The organism is Leifsonia xyli subsp. cynodontis, from assembly GCF_050632205.1.
GTDB lineage: Bacteria > Actinomycetota > Actinomycetes > Actinomycetales > Microbacteriaceae > Leifsonia > Leifsonia xyli_D.
Genome location: NZ_CP192578.1, coordinates 2,715,886 through 2,735,129 on the forward strand (window position 1 = coordinate 2,715,886; position 19,244 = coordinate 2,735,129).

At 69.7% G+C, this 19,244-nt stretch carries 17 protein-coding genes; 7 read left to right on the top strand and 10 right to left on the bottom strand.

The features are described 5' to 3' along the window. Positions 1-58: 58 nt before the first annotated feature. The 4 genes from ACQ86M_RS13455 to ACQ86M_RS13470 all read left to right on the top strand — a co-directional run bounded on the left by ACQ86M_RS13455 (position 59) and on the right by ACQ86M_RS13470 (position 3,986). Positions 59-583 (top strand): DUF488 family protein, encoded by a 525-nt coding sequence (locus ACQ86M_RS13455; RefSeq protein ID WP_431245833.1) that lies wholly within the window; start codon positions 59-61, stop codon positions 581-583. 138 nt (positions 584-721) lie between these two features. After that, positions 722-2,197 carry a DUF6421 family protein gene (locus ACQ86M_RS13460; RefSeq protein WP_431245834.1) on the top strand — a complete coding sequence of 492 codons (1,476 nt, stop codon included), beginning with the start codon at positions 722-724 and terminating at the stop codon, positions 2,195-2,197. Next, positions 2,194-2,916, top strand: a complete 723-nt coding sequence (locus ACQ86M_RS13465) for an SDR family oxidoreductase (RefSeq protein ID WP_431245835.1) — start codon at positions 2,194-2,196, stop codon at positions 2,914-2,916. Before ACQ86M_RS13460 ends, ACQ86M_RS13465 begins: the two co-directional genes overlap by 4 nt. Beyond that, positions 2,913-3,986 (top strand): threonine aldolase family protein, encoded by a 1,074-nt coding sequence (locus ACQ86M_RS13470; RefSeq protein ID WP_431245836.1) that lies wholly within the window; start codon positions 2,913-2,915, stop codon positions 3,984-3,986. Before ACQ86M_RS13465 ends, ACQ86M_RS13470 begins: the two co-directional genes overlap by 4 nt. A 228-nt stretch (positions 3,987-4,214) precedes the next feature. On the opposite strand, the gene ACQ86M_RS13475 is transcribed toward ACQ86M_RS13470, so the two are convergent. From ACQ86M_RS13475 to ACQ86M_RS13500, 6 genes are read right to left on the bottom strand one after another with little or no spacing between them, the layout of a single operon-like run. Continuing rightward, positions 4,215-5,078 (bottom strand): phytanoyl-CoA dioxygenase family protein, encoded by an 864-nt coding sequence (locus tag ACQ86M_RS13475; RefSeq protein WP_431245837.1) that lies wholly within the window; start codon positions 5,076-5,078, stop codon positions 4,215-4,217. After that, positions 5,075-5,986: a glycoside hydrolase family 43 protein gene (locus tag ACQ86M_RS13480; protein ID WP_431245838.1), complete on the bottom strand. Its 912-nt coding sequence runs from the start codon at positions 5,984-5,986 to the stop codon at positions 5,075-5,077. The genes ACQ86M_RS13475 and ACQ86M_RS13480 overlap by 4 nt, the downstream gene beginning before the upstream one ends. A gap of 11 nt (positions 5,987-5,997) precedes the next feature. Next, positions 5,998-6,972, bottom strand: a complete 975-nt coding sequence (locus tag ACQ86M_RS13485) for a glycoside hydrolase family 43 protein (protein ID WP_431245839.1) — start codon at positions 6,970-6,972, stop codon at positions 5,998-6,000. Further along, complete coding sequence (locus ACQ86M_RS13490) at positions 6,969-7,862, bottom strand: carbohydrate ABC transporter permease (RefSeq protein WP_431245840.1); 894 nt, start codon at positions 7,860-7,862, stop codon at positions 6,969-6,971. The genes ACQ86M_RS13485 and ACQ86M_RS13490 overlap by 4 nt, the downstream gene beginning before the upstream one ends. After that, positions 7,859-8,836: a carbohydrate ABC transporter permease gene (locus tag ACQ86M_RS13495; protein WP_431219176.1), complete on the bottom strand. Its 978-nt coding sequence runs from the start codon at positions 8,834-8,836 to the stop codon at positions 7,859-7,861. Before ACQ86M_RS13495 ends, ACQ86M_RS13490 begins: the two co-directional genes overlap by 4 nt. Beyond that, positions 8,829-10,142: an ABC transporter substrate-binding protein gene (locus tag ACQ86M_RS13500; RefSeq protein WP_431219177.1), complete on the bottom strand. Its 1,314-nt coding sequence runs from the start codon at positions 10,140-10,142 to the stop codon at positions 8,829-8,831. Before ACQ86M_RS13500 ends, ACQ86M_RS13495 begins: the two co-directional genes overlap by 8 nt. A gap of 205 nt (positions 10,143-10,347) precedes the next feature. On the opposite strand from ACQ86M_RS13500, the gene ACQ86M_RS13505 reads away from it, so the two are divergent. The 3 genes from ACQ86M_RS13505 to ACQ86M_RS13515 all read left to right on the top strand — a co-directional run bounded on the left by ACQ86M_RS13505 (position 10,348) and on the right by ACQ86M_RS13515 (position 13,572). Further along, complete coding sequence (locus ACQ86M_RS13505; RefSeq protein ID WP_431219178.1) at positions 10,348-11,358, top strand: LacI family DNA-binding transcriptional regulator; 1,011 nt, start codon at positions 10,348-10,350, stop codon at positions 11,356-11,358. A gap of 50 nt (positions 11,359-11,408) precedes the next feature. Further along, positions 11,409-13,196, top strand: coding sequence for a glycoside hydrolase family 2 protein (locus ACQ86M_RS13510; RefSeq protein ID WP_431245841.1), 1,788 nt, complete (start codon positions 11,409-11,411; stop codon positions 13,194-13,196). Between the two features lie 64 nt (positions 13,197-13,260). Further along, positions 13,261-13,572, top strand: coding sequence for a hypothetical protein (locus ACQ86M_RS13515; protein WP_431245842.1), 312 nt, complete (start codon positions 13,261-13,263; stop codon positions 13,570-13,572). Positions 13,573-13,670: 98 nt separating this feature from the next. On the opposite strand, the gene galU is transcribed toward ACQ86M_RS13515, so the two are convergent. Genes galU through ACQ86M_RS13535 form a run of 4 tightly spaced genes read right to left on the bottom strand, consistent with a single transcriptional unit; the run spans position 13,671 to position 19,230 of the window. Beyond that, the gene (galU, locus tag ACQ86M_RS13520) at positions 13,671-14,738 is read right to left on the bottom strand and encodes a UTP--glucose-1-phosphate uridylyltransferase GalU (protein WP_431245843.1); all 1,068 of its coding nucleotides are present in this window, start codon (positions 14,736-14,738) and stop codon (positions 13,671-13,673) included. Positions 14,739-14,772: 34 nt separating this feature from the next. Further along, a complete protein-coding gene (locus ACQ86M_RS13525) occupies positions 14,773-16,173 on the bottom strand; it encodes a UDP-glucose dehydrogenase family protein (protein WP_431245844.1) in 1,401 nt (466 codons plus the stop codon). 32 nt (positions 16,174-16,205) lie between these two features. Beyond that, complete coding sequence (locus ACQ86M_RS13530; RefSeq protein ID WP_431245845.1) at positions 16,206-17,702, bottom strand: glycoside hydrolase family 26 protein; 1,497 nt, start codon at positions 17,700-17,702, stop codon at positions 16,206-16,208. After that, the gene (locus ACQ86M_RS13535; protein ID WP_431245846.1) at positions 17,695-19,230 is read right to left on the bottom strand and encodes a glycosyltransferase family 2 protein; all 1,536 of its coding nucleotides are present in this window, start codon (positions 19,228-19,230) and stop codon (positions 17,695-17,697) included. Before ACQ86M_RS13535 ends, ACQ86M_RS13530 begins: the two co-directional genes overlap by 8 nt. Positions 19,231-19,244 lie beyond the last annotated feature (14 nt).

The window sequence follows — 19,244 nt, forward strand, 5'->3', positions numbered from 1 at the left end:
CGGGAAGCGGAGGCGAAAGCGGCGGCGGAAGCGGATGCGGCGGCGTACGCTGCGACCGATGAGCACGGTGTACACGATCGGGCACTCGACCCGCACGTTCGATGAGGTGCTCGGGATGCTGCGTGCGAACGGCGTGACCGCGCTGGTGGACATCCGGCACTTCCCGTCGTCGCGGCGCCTGCCCCAGTGGAATCAGGATGCGATCGTCGCGGCGCTGCCGCCGGACATCGAGTACCGCTGGCTGGAGGACCTCGGCGGCCGCCGGCACACCCCGGCCGGCGTCGTCAGCCCCAACGGGTACTGGCAGGTCGCCGCCTTCCGGGCGTACGCCGACTACATGGCGACGCCGCCCTTCGCCGCGGGCCTCGCCGAACTCACTGCGCTGGCGCAGCGGCGCCGCCCGGCGATCATGTGCAGCGAGGCCGTCCCGTGGCGCTGCCACCGGCGGCTGGTGACGGATGCGCTGCTCACCGAGGGCGTCGAGGTGTTCGACATCCTCTCCGAGACGTCCGTGCGGCCGGCGGTGCTGAACCCTCACGCCACGCTCCGCGACGGGCACCTCGTCTACCCGGCCGACGACTAGCGATTCGCTGCGTCGCGCCGGCATTCCGCGCAGTTTTCCACAGGAATGGACAACAAAACGCTCGCGATCCCCGGATAGGCTCGTCACGTCCACACCACTGCCGCGTGCGAGCGGCCGACCAACGACGGGAGGTTCGTCATGTCCAATTTCGTCCAGAACTACACTGCAGATGCGATTGTCGGAGAGCCCGAGGTCGTCGAGGACGGCCGCCCGGTCCGCGAGGTCGCGAACGATCCCGCGTGGCTGCGCCTCAAGGACGCCGCCGTCGCGCTGCAGGCCCTGCAGGTGAAGGACGGGTCGGTCGAGCAGGAGTCCGACCGCCCGGCCGCCGCCGAGCACGTCCGCACCATCGTCGACTCGATCGCCGCACTCGCACCGGCGTTCCCGCACGACGCGTCGTACCTGGCCGCCCTCCAGCGCGACTTCACGCGCTGGGCGAACGAGGGCTTCGGCATCCCGGACTTCCTGGATGCGCTGAACGAGTTCCAGCCGCAGCAGCACCGCGTGGACGGGCTCGGCCACCTGGTCGTGTTCCCCATGTACACGCAGAACGGCAGCTCCAACCGGTTCGTCGAGGCTCTCCTCGTCGAGGTGATCTGGCCGGAGTTCGTGGCGGAGCTCGAGGCCGGCGAGTACGGCAACAAGCTGTTCGTCGCCCTCCGCTTCGTCGACTTCACGCCCGGCTACGACACGAACTCGGCGGTGCTGTTCCCCGAGACGGTCGCCATGCGCGAGATCCCGTCCTTCACCTGGGGCGCGATCTTCCAGGACCGCGAGGCGGCCCGCTACCGGCGCGTCGTCCGCGCCGCGGCGGAGATCACCAAGCTGGAGCTGCCGGCGGACGCCGCCGCGATGCTGGACGACCAGCACCTCACGGAGGAGACCTTCGTGATGTGGGACATCATCCACGACCGCAGCCACATGCGCGGCGACCTGCCGTTCGACCCGTTCATGATCAAGCAGCGGATGCCGTACTTCCTGTACTCGCTGGAGGAGCTGCGGTGCGACCTGACCGCGTTCCGCGAGTCGGTGAAGCTGGAGCGCGAGCTCAGCGCCCTGCCGGACTCCGAGCTCTCGGAGGCGCAGCGCGAGATCCGCGACCACGCCCACCTGGTGCAGTACGCGGTGATCTTCGACCGCATCTTCCGGTTCGCGATCACCGGCAGCCGCGTGCGCAACTACGACGGGCTCGGCGGCCAGCTCCTGTTCGCGTGGATGCACCAGCACGACGTGCTGCACTGGACCGACACCCAGCTCACCATCGACTGGGAGAACGTCCCCGACGTGGTCGTCGCGCTCAGCGACCAGATCAACGAGCTGTACTGGCGTTCGATCGACCGGCCCAAGGTGGCGCACTGGCTCGCCGCCTACGAGATGCTGACGCAGACGCTGACCCCGCACCCGGCCTCCAACTGGGCGCGCGGGCTGTCGGACGAGGTGCTCGCAGGCGTGCCGAAGGGCTACACCGACCAGGTGCTGGACGATGAGTTCCCGCTCTCGATGTTCTACGAGGCGCTGAACAAGAAGATGGCGGGCGTCATCGAGTCGACGGCCGGCATCACCGGCACGACGGACGCGACCGGCGCGGACGCGACCGGCGCGGACGCCGCATGACGGACGCCCCCACGGCGGACCCGGCGGCCCGGACCTCCTCGGAGGCCGGGCCGTCCGGCGTCGCCGGTCGTCTCGTGCTCATCGCCGGCGCCACCAGCGCGTCCGGCGAGGCCGTCGCCCGCGCGCTCGTGGCGGCCGGCGCCCGCGTGCTGGCCGTCGGCACGCGGAAGGATGCGCTGGACGCGCTCGAGGTGGCGGTCCCCGGCGTCGAGACGGACAGCTGCGACCTGGCGGACCGGGACGCCGTGGCCGAGCTGGCCATGCGCATCCACCTGAAGTTCGGTCACCTGGACGGACTCATCCACCTCGTCGGCGGCTGGCGCGGCGGCGGCGGCATCGCCGGGCAGAGCGACGAGGACTGGGAGTTCCTGGAGCGGGCGTTCCGCACCCTCCGGAACACCAGCCGCATCTTCTACGACGACCTGGTCGCCTCCCCCGCGGGGCGCCTGGCGATCGTCTCGTCGACCGCGGTCGAGAAGCCGTATGCGGGCGGCGCGAACTACGCCGCCGCCAAGGCCGCGGGCGATGCCTGGGTGCGCGCCGTGGCGCAGGGTTTCGCCAAGCAGGCGCCGCAAGCGGCCGCGACCATCTTCGTGGTGAAGACGCTGGAGGGCCTGGAGGCGCGGCTCGGCGACGAGGTCGTCGCGCTGTGGGCGGCGGACGCGGCTGCGGTCAACGGCCGACGCATCCCTCTGGAGCCTGAGAGGATGGATTCGTGACGCTTCAACTCCACGACCTCACCCTGCGCGGCTTCGCCTCGGACAACTACGCGGGTGTCCACCCCGAGATACTCGACGCCATTGCGGCCGCGAACAACGGCCACCAGATCGCCTACGGCGAGGACGTGTACACGGCCCGGCTGCACGAGGTCTTCGCCGAGCACTTCGGCGAGGGCGTCGAGGTCTACCCGGTGTTCAACGGCACGGGCGCGAACGTCGTCGGGCTGCAGTCGATGCTCCCCCGCTGGGGCGCCGTGATCTGCGCGAAGACCGCGCACATCAACACCGACGAGGCCGGCGCGCCCGAGAAGGTCGCGGGCATCAAGCTGCTGACGGTGGAGACGCCGGACGGCAAGCTGACGCCCGAGCTCATCGACCGTGAGGCCTGGGGATGGGGCGACGAGCACCGCGCGCAGCCGCTGGTGGTCTCGATCACGCAGACCACCGAGCTCGGAACCGCGTACTCGGTCGAGGAGATCCGGGCGATCGCCGACCACGCGCACAAGCACGGCATGAAGCTGCACATGGACGGCTCGCGCATCTCGAACGCCGCGGCCACCCTCGGCCTGCCGCTGCGGGCCTTCACGACGGACGCCGGCGTCGACGTGCTCAGCTTCGGCGGCACGAAGAACGGGATGCTGTACGGCGAGGCCGTCGTGGTGCTCAACCCGCAGGCCTCCGAGGGTCTCATCTACCTGCGCAAGCTCAACATGCAGCTCGCGTCGAAGATGCGCTTCATCTCGGCGCAGCTGATCGCGCTCCTGAGCGACGACCTGTACCTGCGCTCGGCCGGTCACGCGAATGCGATGGCGACCCGGCTGCGCACGGCGTTGGAGGCCGGTATCGCGGACGGCAGCATCCGCGGCGTCGGCTTCAGCCAGGCGACGCAGGCGAACGGCGTGTTCGCGACCCTGCCGACCGGAGTGGCCGACCGGCTGCGATCGCACTTCCGGTTCTACGACTGGGATGCGGCCAACAACGAGGTGCGCTGGATGTGCTCGTTCGACACGACGGAGGACGACATCGACGCCTTCGTGGCCGCCCTGAAGCAGGAGTTGGGCGCCGCCTGACCGCTTGCCCCTCGGATTGGGGACGAACCGGGGTACAAAATTGTCCTCCATTCGACCCACACAACGGAGGGTTTTGCGGTAGTCTCAAAGGGCGTCGGAGGAACCCGAATATCCAACCGGCGTAACCCCGAAACGTATGCCGGGCCGTGAGAAGAAACCCTAGTCTTCTCGCAGCCCGGCATCGTGGGTTAAGAGCGGATGCGCAGAAAACGCCGCTCCGCGGACTCGCTAGGCGTCGCCCATCATGAGGCCCTCGATCGTGTGCTTCTGCGTGATCGGCGTGAGCTCCTCCACGACCGGGCACACCAGGTGCCGCTTCACGCGCTCCGGCAGCGAGTCGTAGAAGTCGCGGGTGACCGCCATGTCGTGGTGCTCCGCGTTGCCGGCGCCGGGCGCATCCACGCCGAGCACCAGCACCGGACGCGACAGCTGCGACTGGTTCGCCGTTCCGCGGTGGAGGGTCAAGGCCGAGCGGGCGGAGATGTCGCCGCGCTGCGGGTATTTGCGCACCGCACGCCCGATGAAGCGCGGGTACAGGTGCTTCTCGGGGAACATCTCGTGCTCGAAGCCCTCGGGCAGGTCCCACTGCGTCCCGGGCGCGATCTCGAACGGACCCATGTCGTCCGCGGTGTCGACGGCCGTGACGTTGAAGGCGAGCGAGGTGAGCCGGCCGGTCCGCTGGGTCTCCTCGGGCATCGGGAAGTCGCGGTGCCAGGGCTGGTCCTTCGCGCCCGGACCGGGGACGTCGAAGCCGAGTTCCACGATCTGGTACTCCGGACCGAGCACGGCCTCGCAGACCGCCCGCACCCACGGGTGGTCGACCAGCTCCAGCCAGCCGCGCATCTGCTCCGGGTGGATCTCGACGTAGTAGCGCTTCGTGCCGCGGCCGACCGCTCCGCCCGGGCGCTGCAGCGCGTCGTCGAAGGCGACCTCGATGTCCTCGCGGAGGCGGTCGGCCCACTCGGGGGTGAAAGCGCCCTTCTTGCCGATGATGCCGTCCGTGTAGAGCGCGGTCACCGCATCCCGGATCTCGGGCTCCAGGCCAGTGGTGTCCGGCTGCGCGGGGGTCACGCGGGGAACGTCGTCGTTCATGGGGTTCCTTTCGATTCTCCGGCGAACGCCAGGGCGCCGAGGTGGAGCTGCCGTGCGGTCTCCTCCTCGTTCCACGAGTGGAAGGCGATGATCTCGGCGCCGTCCGGCGCCACGGTCAGCGAGTTATGGCCGGGCCCGCGCAGGCCCTCGCCGCTGCGGAGCAGCGGAGGCTGGCCGACGTGCGACCACGGCCCGAGGGGATGGTCGGCCACGGCGACCCCGACGGCGTAGCCGGGGCCGGTCCAGGCGCCGCCCGAGTACGTCAGCCAGTAGCGCCCGCCCCGCCGCACGACGGCAGGCCCCTCGAGGGTGTGCCAGTCGAACCGGCGGCTGTGGATGAGGCGGTCGCGCTCGTAGAGCTGCCAGTCGGCGTCGGGCGCGAGCACCGGGACAGCGTCCGCGGCGAGGGATGCCATTCCCTCCTCCAGCGGGGCCACCGCGAGATGCGTGCCGGGGCGCTCGTGGTCGAGCACGTCGCGCGCGAAGAAGAGGTACCAGCGGCCGTCGTCGTCGCGGAACGGATGCGCGTCGATGGCGAACAGCTCGCCCGGCGTCAGGTCGACGCCCAGGTCGCGGAACGGTCCGGTCGCTGAGTCGGCCCGAGCGACGCGGAGGTGGTGGCCCTCGATGCCGCGCCCGACCGAGTAGTACATCCAGAAGGCGCCGCCGGCCTCCGCCACCTCAGGCGCCCAGTAGTCGTCGCCGAAGCGGTCCGGCAGCCGCTCGAGCACCGCACCGGCGCTCTCCCAGCGCCCCAGGTCGGGCGACGTCAGCGCCTCGAAGACGCGGTCGCCGTCGCTGCCGGGGTGGGTGCCATAGGCGACGTAGCCACCGCCGGCCAGCCGCAGGACGAACGGGTCGGCGAAGTAGCCGTCCCATACCGGACCCCAGTGGCGGGTGACGCGCACTGCCGCCTCCGTCACTTCGAGAGCTCCGGCAGTCCGTCGCGCCAGCTCACCGGCACGGCGTGCATGCCGCGGTAGGCGAACGCCTCGTCCCAGGAGTGGAACAGCATCCAGTCCTTGCCGTGGAAGGTCACCAGGTCTTCGCCGCCCGGGCCCAGGTAGCGTCCGCCGGTGCCGGGCGTCGAGATCAGCGGCTTCTTCGCCTTCGTGTACGGGCCGAGGAGGCTCTTCGCCGTGGCGACGCCGGTCACGTACGACGAGTTGGCGTAATCGTTGGCCGAGTACAGCAGCACGTACTCGTCGCCGTGCCGGACGATGACGGGCGCCTCGACGAGCGTGCCCTCCCACGACTCCGTCTGCTTGATCAGCTTCGTCGGCTCCCCGGTGAGCGAGGCGCCGTCGGCCGAGAGCGGCTGCGCCTGGAGCCAGGTGTCGTAGCCGCAGCAGTTGCCATCGTTCTTCCACACCAGGTAGTGCCGGCCGCTCTCGTCCGCGGCGACGCTGGCGTCGATCGCTCCGCCCTGGTCGGTCGGGCAGACCAGCGGCTTGTCGGCGGTCGAGGTGAAGGGACCCTCCGGCTTGTCGGCGAACGCGACGCCGATGCACTGGTACCTGCTGGCCGCATCCGACGCCGTGAAGTAGAGGGCGAACCGGTCGTCCGCCAGCCGCGTCGGGCCGGGCGCCCAGGTCTTGCCGGGCAGCGCCCACGAGGGCAGCTGCGGCAGAGCATCCTGGTCGCTGAGCTTCCAGGTCTTCATGTCGGTGCTGGTCGCGAGCTGGACGTTCACCGCCGGGGTGTTCGTCGCGTAGGCGTAGACGCGGTCGCCGACCACGAGCGCACCCGGGTCGGGGAAATCGCTGTCGATCTGAAACGCTGCGACCGACGGCGCGGACGACTCGCTGGGAGCAGACCCCGCCGAGCAGCCGGCGAGACCGGCGACGAGCGCGAAAACGGCGCCGGTCGCGGCGGCTGCCCGGCGGACGGTCATCCCTTGACCCCGCTGGTGGCGACGCTCTCGACGATCTGCTTCTGGGCGAAGAAGAACAGGATGAGTACCGGCACGGAGGCGATCACCGCGCCCGCCATCACGATGGCGTAGTGGGTGGAGTACGCGCCCTGCAGCTGCGACAGACCGGGCTGCAGCGTGAGGTTCTCGGGACTGAGCAGCACATAGACCGGCCACAGGAAGTCGTTCCAGTTCGCCAGGAAGCTCAGCACCGCGAGAGTGGCGAGCGCCGGGCGGGCGAGCGGGAGCACGATCTGCAGGAAGATGCGGAAGTCGCCCGCGCCGTCGATGCGCGCCGCCTCCTCGATCTCCGCCGGCAGGCCGACGAAGAACTGGCGGAGGAAGAACACGCCGAAGGCGCTCGCCGCACCCGGGATGGTGATGGCCCAGATGGTGTCGAGCCAGCCGAGATTCTGCACGATCAGGTAGTTCGGGATCAGGAAGATCACCGGCGGCACGAGGAGCGTCGAGATGATCAGGCCGAACACGATCCGCTTGCCCCAGAACTCGAGCCGGGCGAGCGCGTAGGCTGCCATCGACGCCGTGACGAGGATGATCACCGTCTGCAGCGCGGCCGCGGCCAGACTGTTCAGGAACCAGCGGAACACCGGCTGCTGCCCGCTCGCGAGGGTCGAATAGGCCTCCGTCGAGAAGGGGTTCGGGAAGGCCGAGTACGGGTTGCGGATGGCGTCGCCGTCGGTCTTGAAGGACGTCAGCAGGATCCACAGCAGCGGCAGGACGACGGCCAGCGCCAGCACGATCAGCACGGCGTAGAGCAGGGTCTTCCGTGCAGCGGCCTGCGGCGTCTGCTTGCGGCGGGCGCGGATGGTCCGCGTGGGCGCGGTCGTCTCGGGGGCGGTCGTCGTCGTCATGAGAGGTTCTTCTCTGCGCGCTCCCGCTGCAGGCGGAAGTTGATGATGCTGATGATCGCGAGGAAGGCGAAGAGCACATAGCTCATCGCTGCCGCCGCGGCGAGGTTGTTCTGCGACAGGCCCTGGTCGGCGATGTACATGATCGCCGTGCGGGTCGTGTTGCCTGGGCCGCCCTTGGTGATCAGGAACGACTGACCGAACATGTTGGCGCTCGCCAGGATGGTGATCGTGATGACGAAGGTCATGACCTGGCGGAGTCCCGGCAGCGTGACGCTGATGAACTGGCGCCAGGCGCCCGCGCCGTCCAGTGCGGCCGCCTCGTAGAGGTCGGGGCTGATGCCCTTGAGGCCCGCGAGGATGATCACGGTGTTGAAGCCCATGGTCCACCACACCGTCACGCCGGCGAGGGTGACCCATACCCACGGGACGTCGACGGTCCAGGGCAGATTGTCCGGGAGGCCGATCATCCCGAGCAGGTGGTTGATGATGCCGGCCTGGGTGTCGAGGAGGTACTTCCAGATGACGCTGATGACGGCGACGCCGAGCACGTACGGGGCGAAGAAGACGCCGCGGAAGAACGATCCTGCGCGGATCTTCTGGTTCAGCAGCACAGCGACGAGGAGCGGGATGAGCAGCAGGAACGGCACGCTGGCGAGCGTGAAGATGCCGGTCGCCGCCATCGACTGCCAGAAGTCGCCAGAGGTGGCGCTGCCCGGCGTGAACAGGTCGATGTAGTTCTGGAGGCCGATGAACTTCTGGGTCGCGCGGAACGGGCTCCAGTTCGTCAGGCTGATCCAGAGGCCGAAGACCGCCGGCGCCAGCACGAAGACGATGAAGAGCACCAGGAACGGCGCGAGGAAGAGGTAGGCGACGCCCGTGCGTCGAGGGGCGCCGGGCCGCTTGCCGCGGCCGGAACGGGACGGGCGTGGCGCCCCGGTGTCCCGGGGCGCCACGAGCGATGCGGTGTCAGTCACCGTACTTCGCTTTGTTCTGCTTCAGCAGGGTGTCGGCCTTGGCGGCCGCGTCGTCCAGAGCCTGCTTCGGGGTCTTCTTGCCGGTCACGGCCTCGTTCACGGCGGTGGTGATCGTCGCCTCCACCGTGGTGATGCCCGGGGCGATCGGCTCGTAGTGCGCGTACTTCAGCTCGTCGAGGAACGGCTTCAGGTTCGGGTAGTCCTGCACCAGCTTCGGGTCTTCGCGGACCGAGTTCTTGGCGGGGAGCTCACCGGTCTTGGGCCAGTCGGCCGAGTTGTCGTTCATCCACTTGACGAACGTCGCGGCGGCGGCGGTCTTGTTCTTGTCCTGACCCTTGTTGTTCATGAACATCCAGTGGGTCGAGCTCGACCAGACGGCCTTCTCGTCGCCGATCTGCGGGACGGCCACGGCCTGCCACTTCAGCTTGTCGAACGCGGTGTTCGTGGTCTGCCAGACGCCGTTCCAGTTGAAGGCGTTCTTGCCGGCGATGAGGGCGTTGATGTTGCCGTCCTGCGCCACGTCGGCCGGGCTGTACCCGTTCTTGATGAGGTCGGTCATCCAGGTGAGGGCCTTGACGCCCGCGTCGGAGTTGAAGGTCGCCTTGCTGACGTCCTTGTTGAAGAGGTCGCCGCCGTACTGCCAGAGCAGGCTCTCGAACTCGAAGGTGCCGGTGAAGACGTAGCCGTCCACCCACTCGCCCTGGACGCCCGCCGCCTTCAGCTTGTCGAGCGCGGCGAGGTACGACGCCTTGTCCTGCGGGATGGCGTTGGCGTCGACGCCGGCCTTCTGCAGCACGTCCTTGTTGACGTAGAGGCCGAGCGGGGTGACGCTCCACGGCACCGCGTACTGGCCGCCGTTGTACTTGCCCGCGTCGAGGAGGCCCTCGGGGAAGTCGCTCGCCTTGTAGCCGAGGGACTTCACGATGTTGTCCGACTTGAGCACGAGGCCCTGCGCCGCGTAGGTGGCGATGTCGTCGCCGTGCCCCACCGCGACGTCCGGGCCCTTGCCGGCCTTGACGGCGAGCGGCATCTTGCGGGCGATGTCGGCCCACTCCATCGGGACGTCCTTGACGACGATGTTCTTGTGCTCGGCGTTGAACTTGTCGACCAGCTTCGGCACGAGCACGGGGGCGGCGCCGCCCGTCCATCCGTTCCAGAAGCTGATGTTGACCTTCGGTCCGCTGTAGTCGCCCGAGGAGACTTCCGCCCCTCCAGAGCCTCCGCTGCTTCCGCACGCGGTCAGCGCGAGCCCGAGGCCCGCCGTGACCGCGAGCGCGATCGCGCGTGCGGCGAATCGCTTCTTCATGTGATCTCTCCCTTGAGTGAGCCGTTCACGCGATGCTTCCGCGTGGGCGGGAGCGTGATCGGTGGTGCTGGAGCCGGTACACTCGGCATGTCTGGGAAATTTACAGCGCTGAACACAGCGTGTCAACCCGAGTATGCCTGCATAAGCCGGTCCACTGTAGAGTGACCCCGCGGGGAACCGCATCATGACGCGAAAGGGTGCGCGAATGGCGGTCAGACTTCAGGACGTGGCGGAGCACGCCGGCGTCTCCATGAAGACCGTCTCGAACGTGGTCCGCAACTACGCCCACGTGAGCCCGGCGATGCGCGAGCGCGTACAGCGCGCGATCGACGAGCTCGGCTACCGCCCCAACATCATGGGCCGCCGCCTGGCGACGGGCCGCACGGGCCTGCTCGCGCTGGCCTTCGCGGACGTGACCCTCCCCTACTTCGCGGAGCTGGCGCGGGTCGTCGCCGACGAAGCGGAGCGCCGCGGCTACCGCGTGCTGCTGGAGCAGACGGAGGGCACGATCGAGGGCGAGCGCGCCGTCGTCTCCGCCGGCGAGTCCGGTCTCGTCGACGGCATGATCTTCCAGCCGAGCGTCATGAACTCCGCCGAGCTCGCCCAGACGCGCACCGACATCCCGCTGGTCGTCCTGGGCGAGAACGCGGCACCCTTGACCGTCGACCGCATCATGATCGACAACGTCGAGGCGGCCCGCGTGGCGACCGAGCACCTGCTGGCGCAGGGCCGCAGGCGCATCGCCTTCGCGGGCCACGAGGGCTCCCGGCCGACGCGCACGTCGAAGCTGCGTATCACCGGCTACCAGCAGGCCCTCGAGGATGCGGGGCTCACCCCCGAGCCCGAGCTGCTCATCCCGAGCGTCTCGGTCTCGGCGGGGAACGCCGTGCGCGCCGTCGGCGCCGCGCTCGACGCGGGCCTGCGGTTCGACGGCCTAGTCTGCCGCGACGACCTCGCCGCGATCGGCGCGCTGCGCGCCCTGCAGGAGCGCGGCCTCCACGTGCCCGACGACGTCGCCGTGACGGGATGGGACAACACCCCCATGACGGCCGTCACCTACCCCTCGCTGACGACGATCGCGCCCGACATGCGCGGGCTCGCATCACGGGCCGTCGAGATGCTGCTGGAGCGGGTCTCCGGCTACGACGGCATGGGACGCCATGAGCTGGCCCCGTTCTCGCTCGTCACCCGGGAGAGCGCGCCCGCCATCCCGTAGCGGCGATTTGCCGGCTTTACAGCGCTGCACGGATCGTGCATGCTAAGGGGATGCTCACCGAGGAACGCCGCGTCGAGGCGGCCACCGCACAGGATGGACGCTACCCGCGTCCGCAGCTCGTCCGTGCCGACTGGCTCGACCTCTCCGGCCCGTGGACCTTCGCCTTCGACGACGAGGACCGCGGGCGCCGGGAGCACTGGGAGTCGACCGGTGCCCTCCCCGGCGTCATCGAGGTGCCGTTCCCCTTCGAGTCGGAGGCGTCCGGCGTCGGCGACACGGGCTTCCACCCGGTCGTCTGGTACCAGCGCACCGTGCTGCGCGACGAGCTTCCCGCCGGCGAGCGGCTGCTGCTGAACCTCGGCGCCGTCGACCACGCCTGCGAGGTGTGGGTGGACGGCCGGTCGGCCGGCCGTCACGAGGGCGGCTCGACGCCGTTCTCCCTCGACATCACCGACCTCGTCGGCGACGACGACGTCTCGATCACCATCCGGGCCGAGGACGACCCGGCCGATGTGGCCCAGCCGCGCGGCAAGCAGGATTGGCGGCACCACCCGCACTCCATCTGGTACCACCGCACGACGGGCATCTGGCAGCCGGTGTGGCTGGAGGCGGCCCCGGCGGTGCGCGTCGAGCAACTGCACTGGGTGACCGACGTGCCCGCGGGTGAGGTGACCGCCCAGCTCCGGCTCAACCGGTCGGCGCCGGCCGGCAGCACCGTCCGCATCCGGGTCGCCCTGGGAGCGGAGTCGCTCGCGAGCGTCGAGACGAGCGTCGACGGCCGCGAGATCGAGGTGCCGTTCCGCATCCACCGCCAGAGCAACGGGCAGGCCTACGAGGAGCTGCTGTGGTCGCCCGCGCACCCGACGCTGCTCGATGCGAGCGTCGAGCTGCGGGTTCGGGATGCCGCGGGCGACCGCGTCCTGTCGTACTTCGGGCTGCGCTCGGCGTCGGTCGAGGGCGGCCGCTTCCTGCTCAACGACCGCCCCTTCTACGTGCGGTCGGTGCTCAATCAGGGCTACTGGCCGGAGTCGCACTCGGCCGCGCCGAGCGCCGACGCGCTGCGCGCGGAGGCGCAGCTCATCCTCGACCTGGGCTTCAACGCCACGCGGCTGCACCAGAAGTACGAGGACCCGCGCTTCCTGTTCTGGGCCGACAAGCTCGGCCTCCTGGTCTGGGGCGAGGCCCCGGCCGCCTATGCGTTCAGCCCGGAGGCGGTGCGCCGCAGCATCGCCGAGTGGTCCGCCATCCTCGACCGCGACCGGTCGCATCCCTCCATCGTGACCTGGGTGCCGCTGAACGAGAGCTGGGGCGTGCAGCACATCGCGCACGACGAGCGGATGGTGTCGTACGCCAAGGCGCTGGTGCACCTGACGAAGACGGTTGACCCGGGCCGGCCGGTGATCTCGAACGACGGCTGGGAGCACGCGGCCTCGGACATCCTCTCCATCCACGACTACGACCACGACCCGCAGCGGGTGGCCCAGCGGTACGCGACGCGTGAGGGCATCCTCGACGCGCCGTTCACGCTGCCGGGGCGCCGGCTCATCGTCGACCCCGCGCAGTCGACGGAGGCGCCGTTGATGCTCACCGAGTTCGGCGGCATCTCGTACACCGAGAACGGCCCGGAGGACGCGTGGGGCTACTCCACCGCGACCACCCAGGAGGACCTCGTCGAGCGGCTTCGCGCGCTCGTGGGCGCCGTGCGGGCCGCCGCGCCGCTCGCCGGCTACTGCTACACGCAGCTCGCCGACACCGGCCAGGAGACCAACGGTCTCGTCTTCGAGGACCGTCGGCCGAAGGCGCCGATCGAGCAGCTGCGCGCCATCTTCGGAGCCTGAGCGGGCGGTCGCGCCGCGGTCGGACGTCTGTCCGCGCGACCGCGGACGGCGTACCGTACGTGCCATGACCGACAGCTCAATCGCGGAAGAGCCGCTGACCGAGGCCGAGGTCGCCGGCCTCAGCGCGAAGACCGTCGCGCACGTCATCCACTACCGTCGCAAGACGTACGTGGCGAAGCCCTCCGAGGGGTACGCCCTGCTCAAGCGGGTGCGGACGCTGCTGCGCGACGGGACGACGGATCTGGTGCCGCTGGTGCACCGCGACGGCTTCGTGTGGCTGGCGGTCGGCCCCAGCATCCCGATCGCGATCGACGAGATCGAGACCGACGCCGGCCACAGCGAGAAGCACACGCTGAAGCGGCTCGGGCTCGACTGAGCCGTCGGCGGAAACGGGTGGTCCCGACATGCCGTCACGCGGTCGGGCGTGACGGCATGTCGGGACCAGTGGATGCGCCGGCGGTCAGGCGCCGGAGGTCAGGCGCCGGCGGTGGGCACCAGCTCGCGATCGGGGGTCTTCGCGGGCTTGGGCTTGACCACGACGGGCTTCTCGGCGACGGGGGTCCCGGCGACGGGCGCGGCGGCGACGGGCTTCTCCGCCGCAGGCGCGACCGGCAGCGCCGGCAGCGTCGGGACGGGAGCGGTCTCCGCCGGCCCTGCGGTCGTGGCGAACTCCTTCAGCCACGGCAGCAGGTCGGGGCCGAGGTCCTCGCGGGCGACCGCCAGCTGCACGATCGCCTTGAGGTAGTCGAGCCGGTCGCCGGTGTCATAGCGGCGGCCGCGGAAGATGACGCCGTGCACCCCACCCGTCCAGGCCGGAGCCGTCGCGAGGCCCTGCAGCGCATCCGTCAGCTGGATCTCTCCGCCCTTGCCGGGCTCGGTCTTCTCGAGGATGTCGAAGATCTCCGGGCGCAGGACGTAGCGGCCGATGACCGCGTAGTTCGACGGGGCGTTCTCGCGGCTGGGCTTCTCGACCAGGCCGGTGATCCGCACCACGTCGTCGTCGTCGGTCGTGACGACGGCGGCGGCTCCGTAGAGGTGGATGGACTCCGGCGGCACCTCCATCAGGGCCACGACGGTCGTGTTGAGCGCGTGCTGCACCTCCAGCATGCGGGCGAGGAGCGGGTCGCGCGCGTCGATGATGTCGTCGCCGAGCAGCACCGCGAACGGCTCGTGCCCGATGTGCATCTTGGCGCGGAGCACCGCGTGGCCGAGCCCCTTCGGGTCGCCCTGGCGGACGTAGTGCATGTCGGCAAGGGAGGTGGAGTAGCTGACCTTGAGCAGCTTGTCCTGGTCGCCCTTCTTCTCGAGCGCGTCCTCCAGCTCGGCGTTGCGGTCGAAGTGGTTCTCGAGCGCGTTCTTGTTGCGGCCGGTCACCAGCAGCACGTCGTGGAGGCCGGAGGTGACGGCCTCCTCGACCACGTACTGGATGGCGGGCTTGTCGACGACCGGGAGCATCTCCTTCGGCATCGCCTTGGTGGCGGGGAGGAAGCGCGTGCCCAACCCCGCCGCCGGGATCACGGCCTTCGTCACGTAACTGGTCATGTCGGTTCTCCTTGAATCAGCGGGGTCAGCGGGGTCAGCGCACGGAGGCGAGCGCGGCGAGGTCGTCGGCGAGCGGCGCGCCCTCGGGCAGCGTGCCCATGGCGTAGACGCTCCAACCCGCACGGTTCCACGCCGACGCGTCGAGGCAGTTGCGGCCGTCGATGACCGTGCGCCCGCGGACGATCCCGCCGAGCGCGGCCGGGTCGGCCGTCGTGAACTCGTCCCACTCGGTGAGCACGACCGTCAGGTCGGCGCCGGTCACGGCCTCCTCCATCGAATCCGCGTAGCCGAGGGTCGGATACAGCCGCTGCGCGGTGCTGCGCGCCTGCGGGTCGTAGACCACGACCTGCGCACCGCGGAGGTGCAGCGCGGCGGCCACGTTGAGCGCGGGCGAGTCGCGCACGTCGTCGGTATGCGGCTTGAACGCCGCGCCGAGCACGCCGATCCGGCGGTTGAGCACCGAGCCGCCGAGCGCCTTCAGCGCCAGGTCGATCACGCGCTGGCGCCGCCCCATGTTGATCTCGTCGACCTGCTGGAGGAGTCCGACGGCCGCGTGCGCGCCCAGCTCGTTCGAGCGGTGCATGAGGGCGCGGATGTCCTTCGGGAGGCAGCCGCCGCCGAAGCCGAGGCCGGCGTTGAGGAACTGCCGCCCGATCCGCTTGTCGTGCCCGAGCGCGTCGGCGAGGAGGGAGACATCCGCTCCCGCCGCGTCGCACACCTCGGCGATCGCGTTGATGAACGAGATCTTCGTCGCCAGGAACGCGTTGGCGCTCACCTTCACGAGCTCCGCGGTCGGCAGGTCGGCGACGAGCACCGGCGAGCCCTCGGCGATCGGCTTCTCGTAGATGCGGCGGAGGGTGGCTTCGGCCTTGGCCGAGGTCCCGCCGAAGACGAGCCGGTCGGGAGAGAGGGTGTCCTCGACGGCCTTGCCCTCGCGGAGGAACTCGGGGTTCCAGACCACCTCGACGTCGATCCCGGCGGGAGCCGCGTCCGCGACGATCGCGCGGAGCCGCGCTCCGGTGCCGACGGGGACGGTGGACTTGCCGACGATGAGGCCGTCGTGCGTCAGGTTCTCGGCGATGCCGCGGGCCGCCGCCTCCACATAGGAGAGGTTGGCGGCGAACGAACCCGACTGCTGCGGGGTGCCGACGCAGATGAAGTGGACGTCCGAGACGGCGACCGCCTCGGCCAGGTCGGTGGTGAACGTCAGGCGGCCGGCCGCCACGTTCTTGCGGATGAGCTCGGGAAGGCCGGGCTCGAAGAAGGGAGCGCGTCCCTCCTTCAGCTCCTCCACCTTGTGCGGGTCGGTGTCGACACCGACCACGTCGAAGCCCAGCTCGGCCATGGCGGCGGCGTGCGTCGCCCCCAGGTAGCCGGTGCCGATGACACTGAGGCGCGGGGCGGGCTGGTCCTTGATCTTCTTCGGAGCGGTCATGACGATCGTCCTTTCTTTGTCTGGTGGAGAACTCAGGAGGCGGGGGTGAGGGCGAAGTCGTCCTCCGGCCGGGTGATCCCCGTGATGAAGGCCGAGAGCGAGTCCGCCCGGGAGTCGATGCGCCAGTCGTTGGTGGCGCGCACGCCCTCCACGTAGCTGGTGACCGCGAGGTTGAACCACGAGAACCCGATGATGTCGTCGTTCTCCGGCTTGCCGAGCGCTTGGAAGAAGGAGGTGATCCAGGCGGCCTTGTGGCCCTCCGTCTCCGACGCCCCCACCTCGGCGAGCATGATGGGCTTCTTCGTGATCGACCGGAGCTTGTCCAGGCTCGCCTTGAACGTGTAGTCGAAGCTGAAGTCGTTGTCCGCCTTGTAGGGCGGGCGGAGGTAGCCGGAGAGGCCGACCCAGTCGACGTAGTCGTCGCCCGGGTAGAGCGCCTCGAGGTAGCCGGGGGCCTTGTGCGACGCGGGGAGGTTGTTGACGATGTTCGGCGCCCACACCCACATGACCAGGCTGTTCGCGCCCTCCTGCTGGAAGATGTCGTGGACGTGCCGCCACATCTTCACATAGTCGCCGACGTTGTTGCCGTTGATGGAGTTGCCCTTGCCGTCGGTCTCGGACCACGGGTACCAGATGCCGTTCATCTCGTGGTCGAGGCGGACGGCGAGCGGCAGGCCGGTGGCCACGATGTCCTTCGCGTACTGGTGCAGGTAGGCGTCGAAGTCGCCGCGGATGATGTTGGGCAGCGAGTACTCCGGCGCGTTCACGGCGTCGTTGCGGGCGTCGATCGGCCGCGACTCCCAGGTCATCATGGGCAGGCGCCCCTGCTGCCAGGCGCGGGTGACCGCGTTGGCGCGGAATGTCTCGTCCCAGCCGCTGAAGTAGCCGACGACGTTCGGCGAGACGCCGACCTTCGCGCTGGTGGCGTCGAAGGTGGCCCAGTTGAACGGGGCTTGCTCGGTGTACATGCCGTAGTAGCGCTTGGCCGGGGTGAGCAGCTCGGCACGCGAGGGCGCGGTGATCGGGACGGCCGGGGTGCCCGCGCCGCCGCCGGAGCCCGAGCCCGAGCCGCCCGTGTGACCGCTCGCGACAGACGAGCCGGCGGAGGAGGAGCCCACGCTGCCCTTCGCCTGCGCGGCGGCGAGCTGGGCCTGCACACTGGAGAGCCGGCCCTCGGCCGCCGCCGCCTTCTGCTGGGCGGTGGCGAGCTGCCGCGCGGTGGCGGCCTGCGCCGCGAGCGACGCCTTCTGGAGGGCGGTCAGCTTGCCCTTCTGCGAGGCGATCGTCTCGGTGGCGCGCTGGAGGTTCTTCTTCAGCTCGGCGTTCTGGGCCGCGTACGGAGTGACGACAGTGGCGGCCTCGTCGACCGCCTTGCGCAGCGGCTCACCGGTCGGCGACACCCACACGTAGGCGGAGATGCCGACCAGCACGGCCGTGAGGACGATCGCCGCGCCGGCGGTGGCCTGCGAACGGGACTTGGACTGGGACCACCAGGCGGCGGTACGGGAGGGGGCGGTCTGGCTAGACAAGGAAGAGAGCCTCCAGGGTCAGGATCGCGATGCCGATCAGGTACGGGATGGCGGCGAGCGGGTTCAGGCGTCGCCGCTTCTTGGCGGCGGGCGCGGGAGCGGGGGCGGCGGAGGCCGCCGCCTTCGCTTCGGCCCGGGTGGCCAGCTGGGTGCGGGTCGCGAGCGCGGTCGCGGTCGTCATGCCGCCGACCGAGTCGGGCAGGACGGGCGCACTGTGGCCGGACGGAACGGCGGACGACGTGTGCTGCGCGATCTCCTCCTCGGAGCTGATCTCGCCGGGGCCGCCGGAGTAGGCGCCCGCGCGGGTGCCCCATCCACTGGCGTGCGCCATCCGGAAGAACCCGATCAGGCGGATCGGCATGAGGAAGAACGTCGAGACGATGATGAACACCGGCAGACGGAAGAAGTCGCTCGGCTTCTCGGAGAGGTGGCGGATCTGGCGGATCGACATGCTGATCACCGACGACGCGACCATCAGCGCCACCACGGTGAGGATGCCGCCCTCGATGCCGTAGGACTTCAGGAAGCCCTCGTAGAAGTTGTAGCCGCCGCCGGTGATCGAACGGTAGATCCAGCCGCCGATGACGCCCGCCAGCATGAACGGCAGGATGATGTCCATCACGAAGAAGAACGCCAGCACCGGGGCGTGCCCGAGCATCCAGGGCAGCATCCGGAGGGTGTTGTACTGGCTGCCGCGCGCCCAGCGCAGCTGCTGCTTGAAGAGCTTCTTCACCTTCAGCGGGGCGTCCGTGTAGACCAGGCTGGTGTGCTGGTAGACGGTGCGGTAGCCCTCCTTCAGCGTGAGGTTCGTGAGCGTGCGGTCGTCGGAGACCTCGAGGAAGACGCCGAGGAACCTCTCGGTCATGAACTTGTCCATGACCCGCATCAGGATCGAGCGACGGAAGGCGATCGTGCGGCCGGGGAGGCAGCCGATCTGGCCGACGACGCTCTGCGCCGGCATCGAGTAGAGCGCCCGGGAGTTCTCCAGCCAGTCCGCCCAACGGGTGATCCAGCTGCGGGTGGGCTCCAGGATGCGCTGCTTGGTCGTGACGCCGCCCACGCGCTCGTCGGCGAACGGCTTGACGAGCTCGGCCAGCGTGCCGTCGGTCCAGATGGTGTCGGAGTCGACGAGCACGGTGATCTCGCCGTTCGACATCTTGGTGCCGATCATGACCGCGTTGCGCTTGCCGGGGATGGGGGTGTGCACCCAGCGGACGAGCGGCGCGAACTCCTCGCACACCTCGGCGAGCTCGGGGTTCGGTGCGCCGTTGATGACGACGATGATCTCGCCCGGCTTCTGCTCGACCATGCGGCCGAGCACGTCGCGGAACAGGTCGAGCGGTTCATCCACCACGGGGACGACGACGCTGGTCGTGCCGTGGAACTCGCCGGTGTAGCCGCGGTAGCGGCGCGACATGAGCACCTTGACGATCCAGATGACCCAGATCAGGGCGGAGTAGATGGCGAAGAGGTAGAACTCGGGGTGCCCGCCGAGCATGTGGCGGAGCTGTAACAGGAAGATGAACACGGACGGGACCTCTC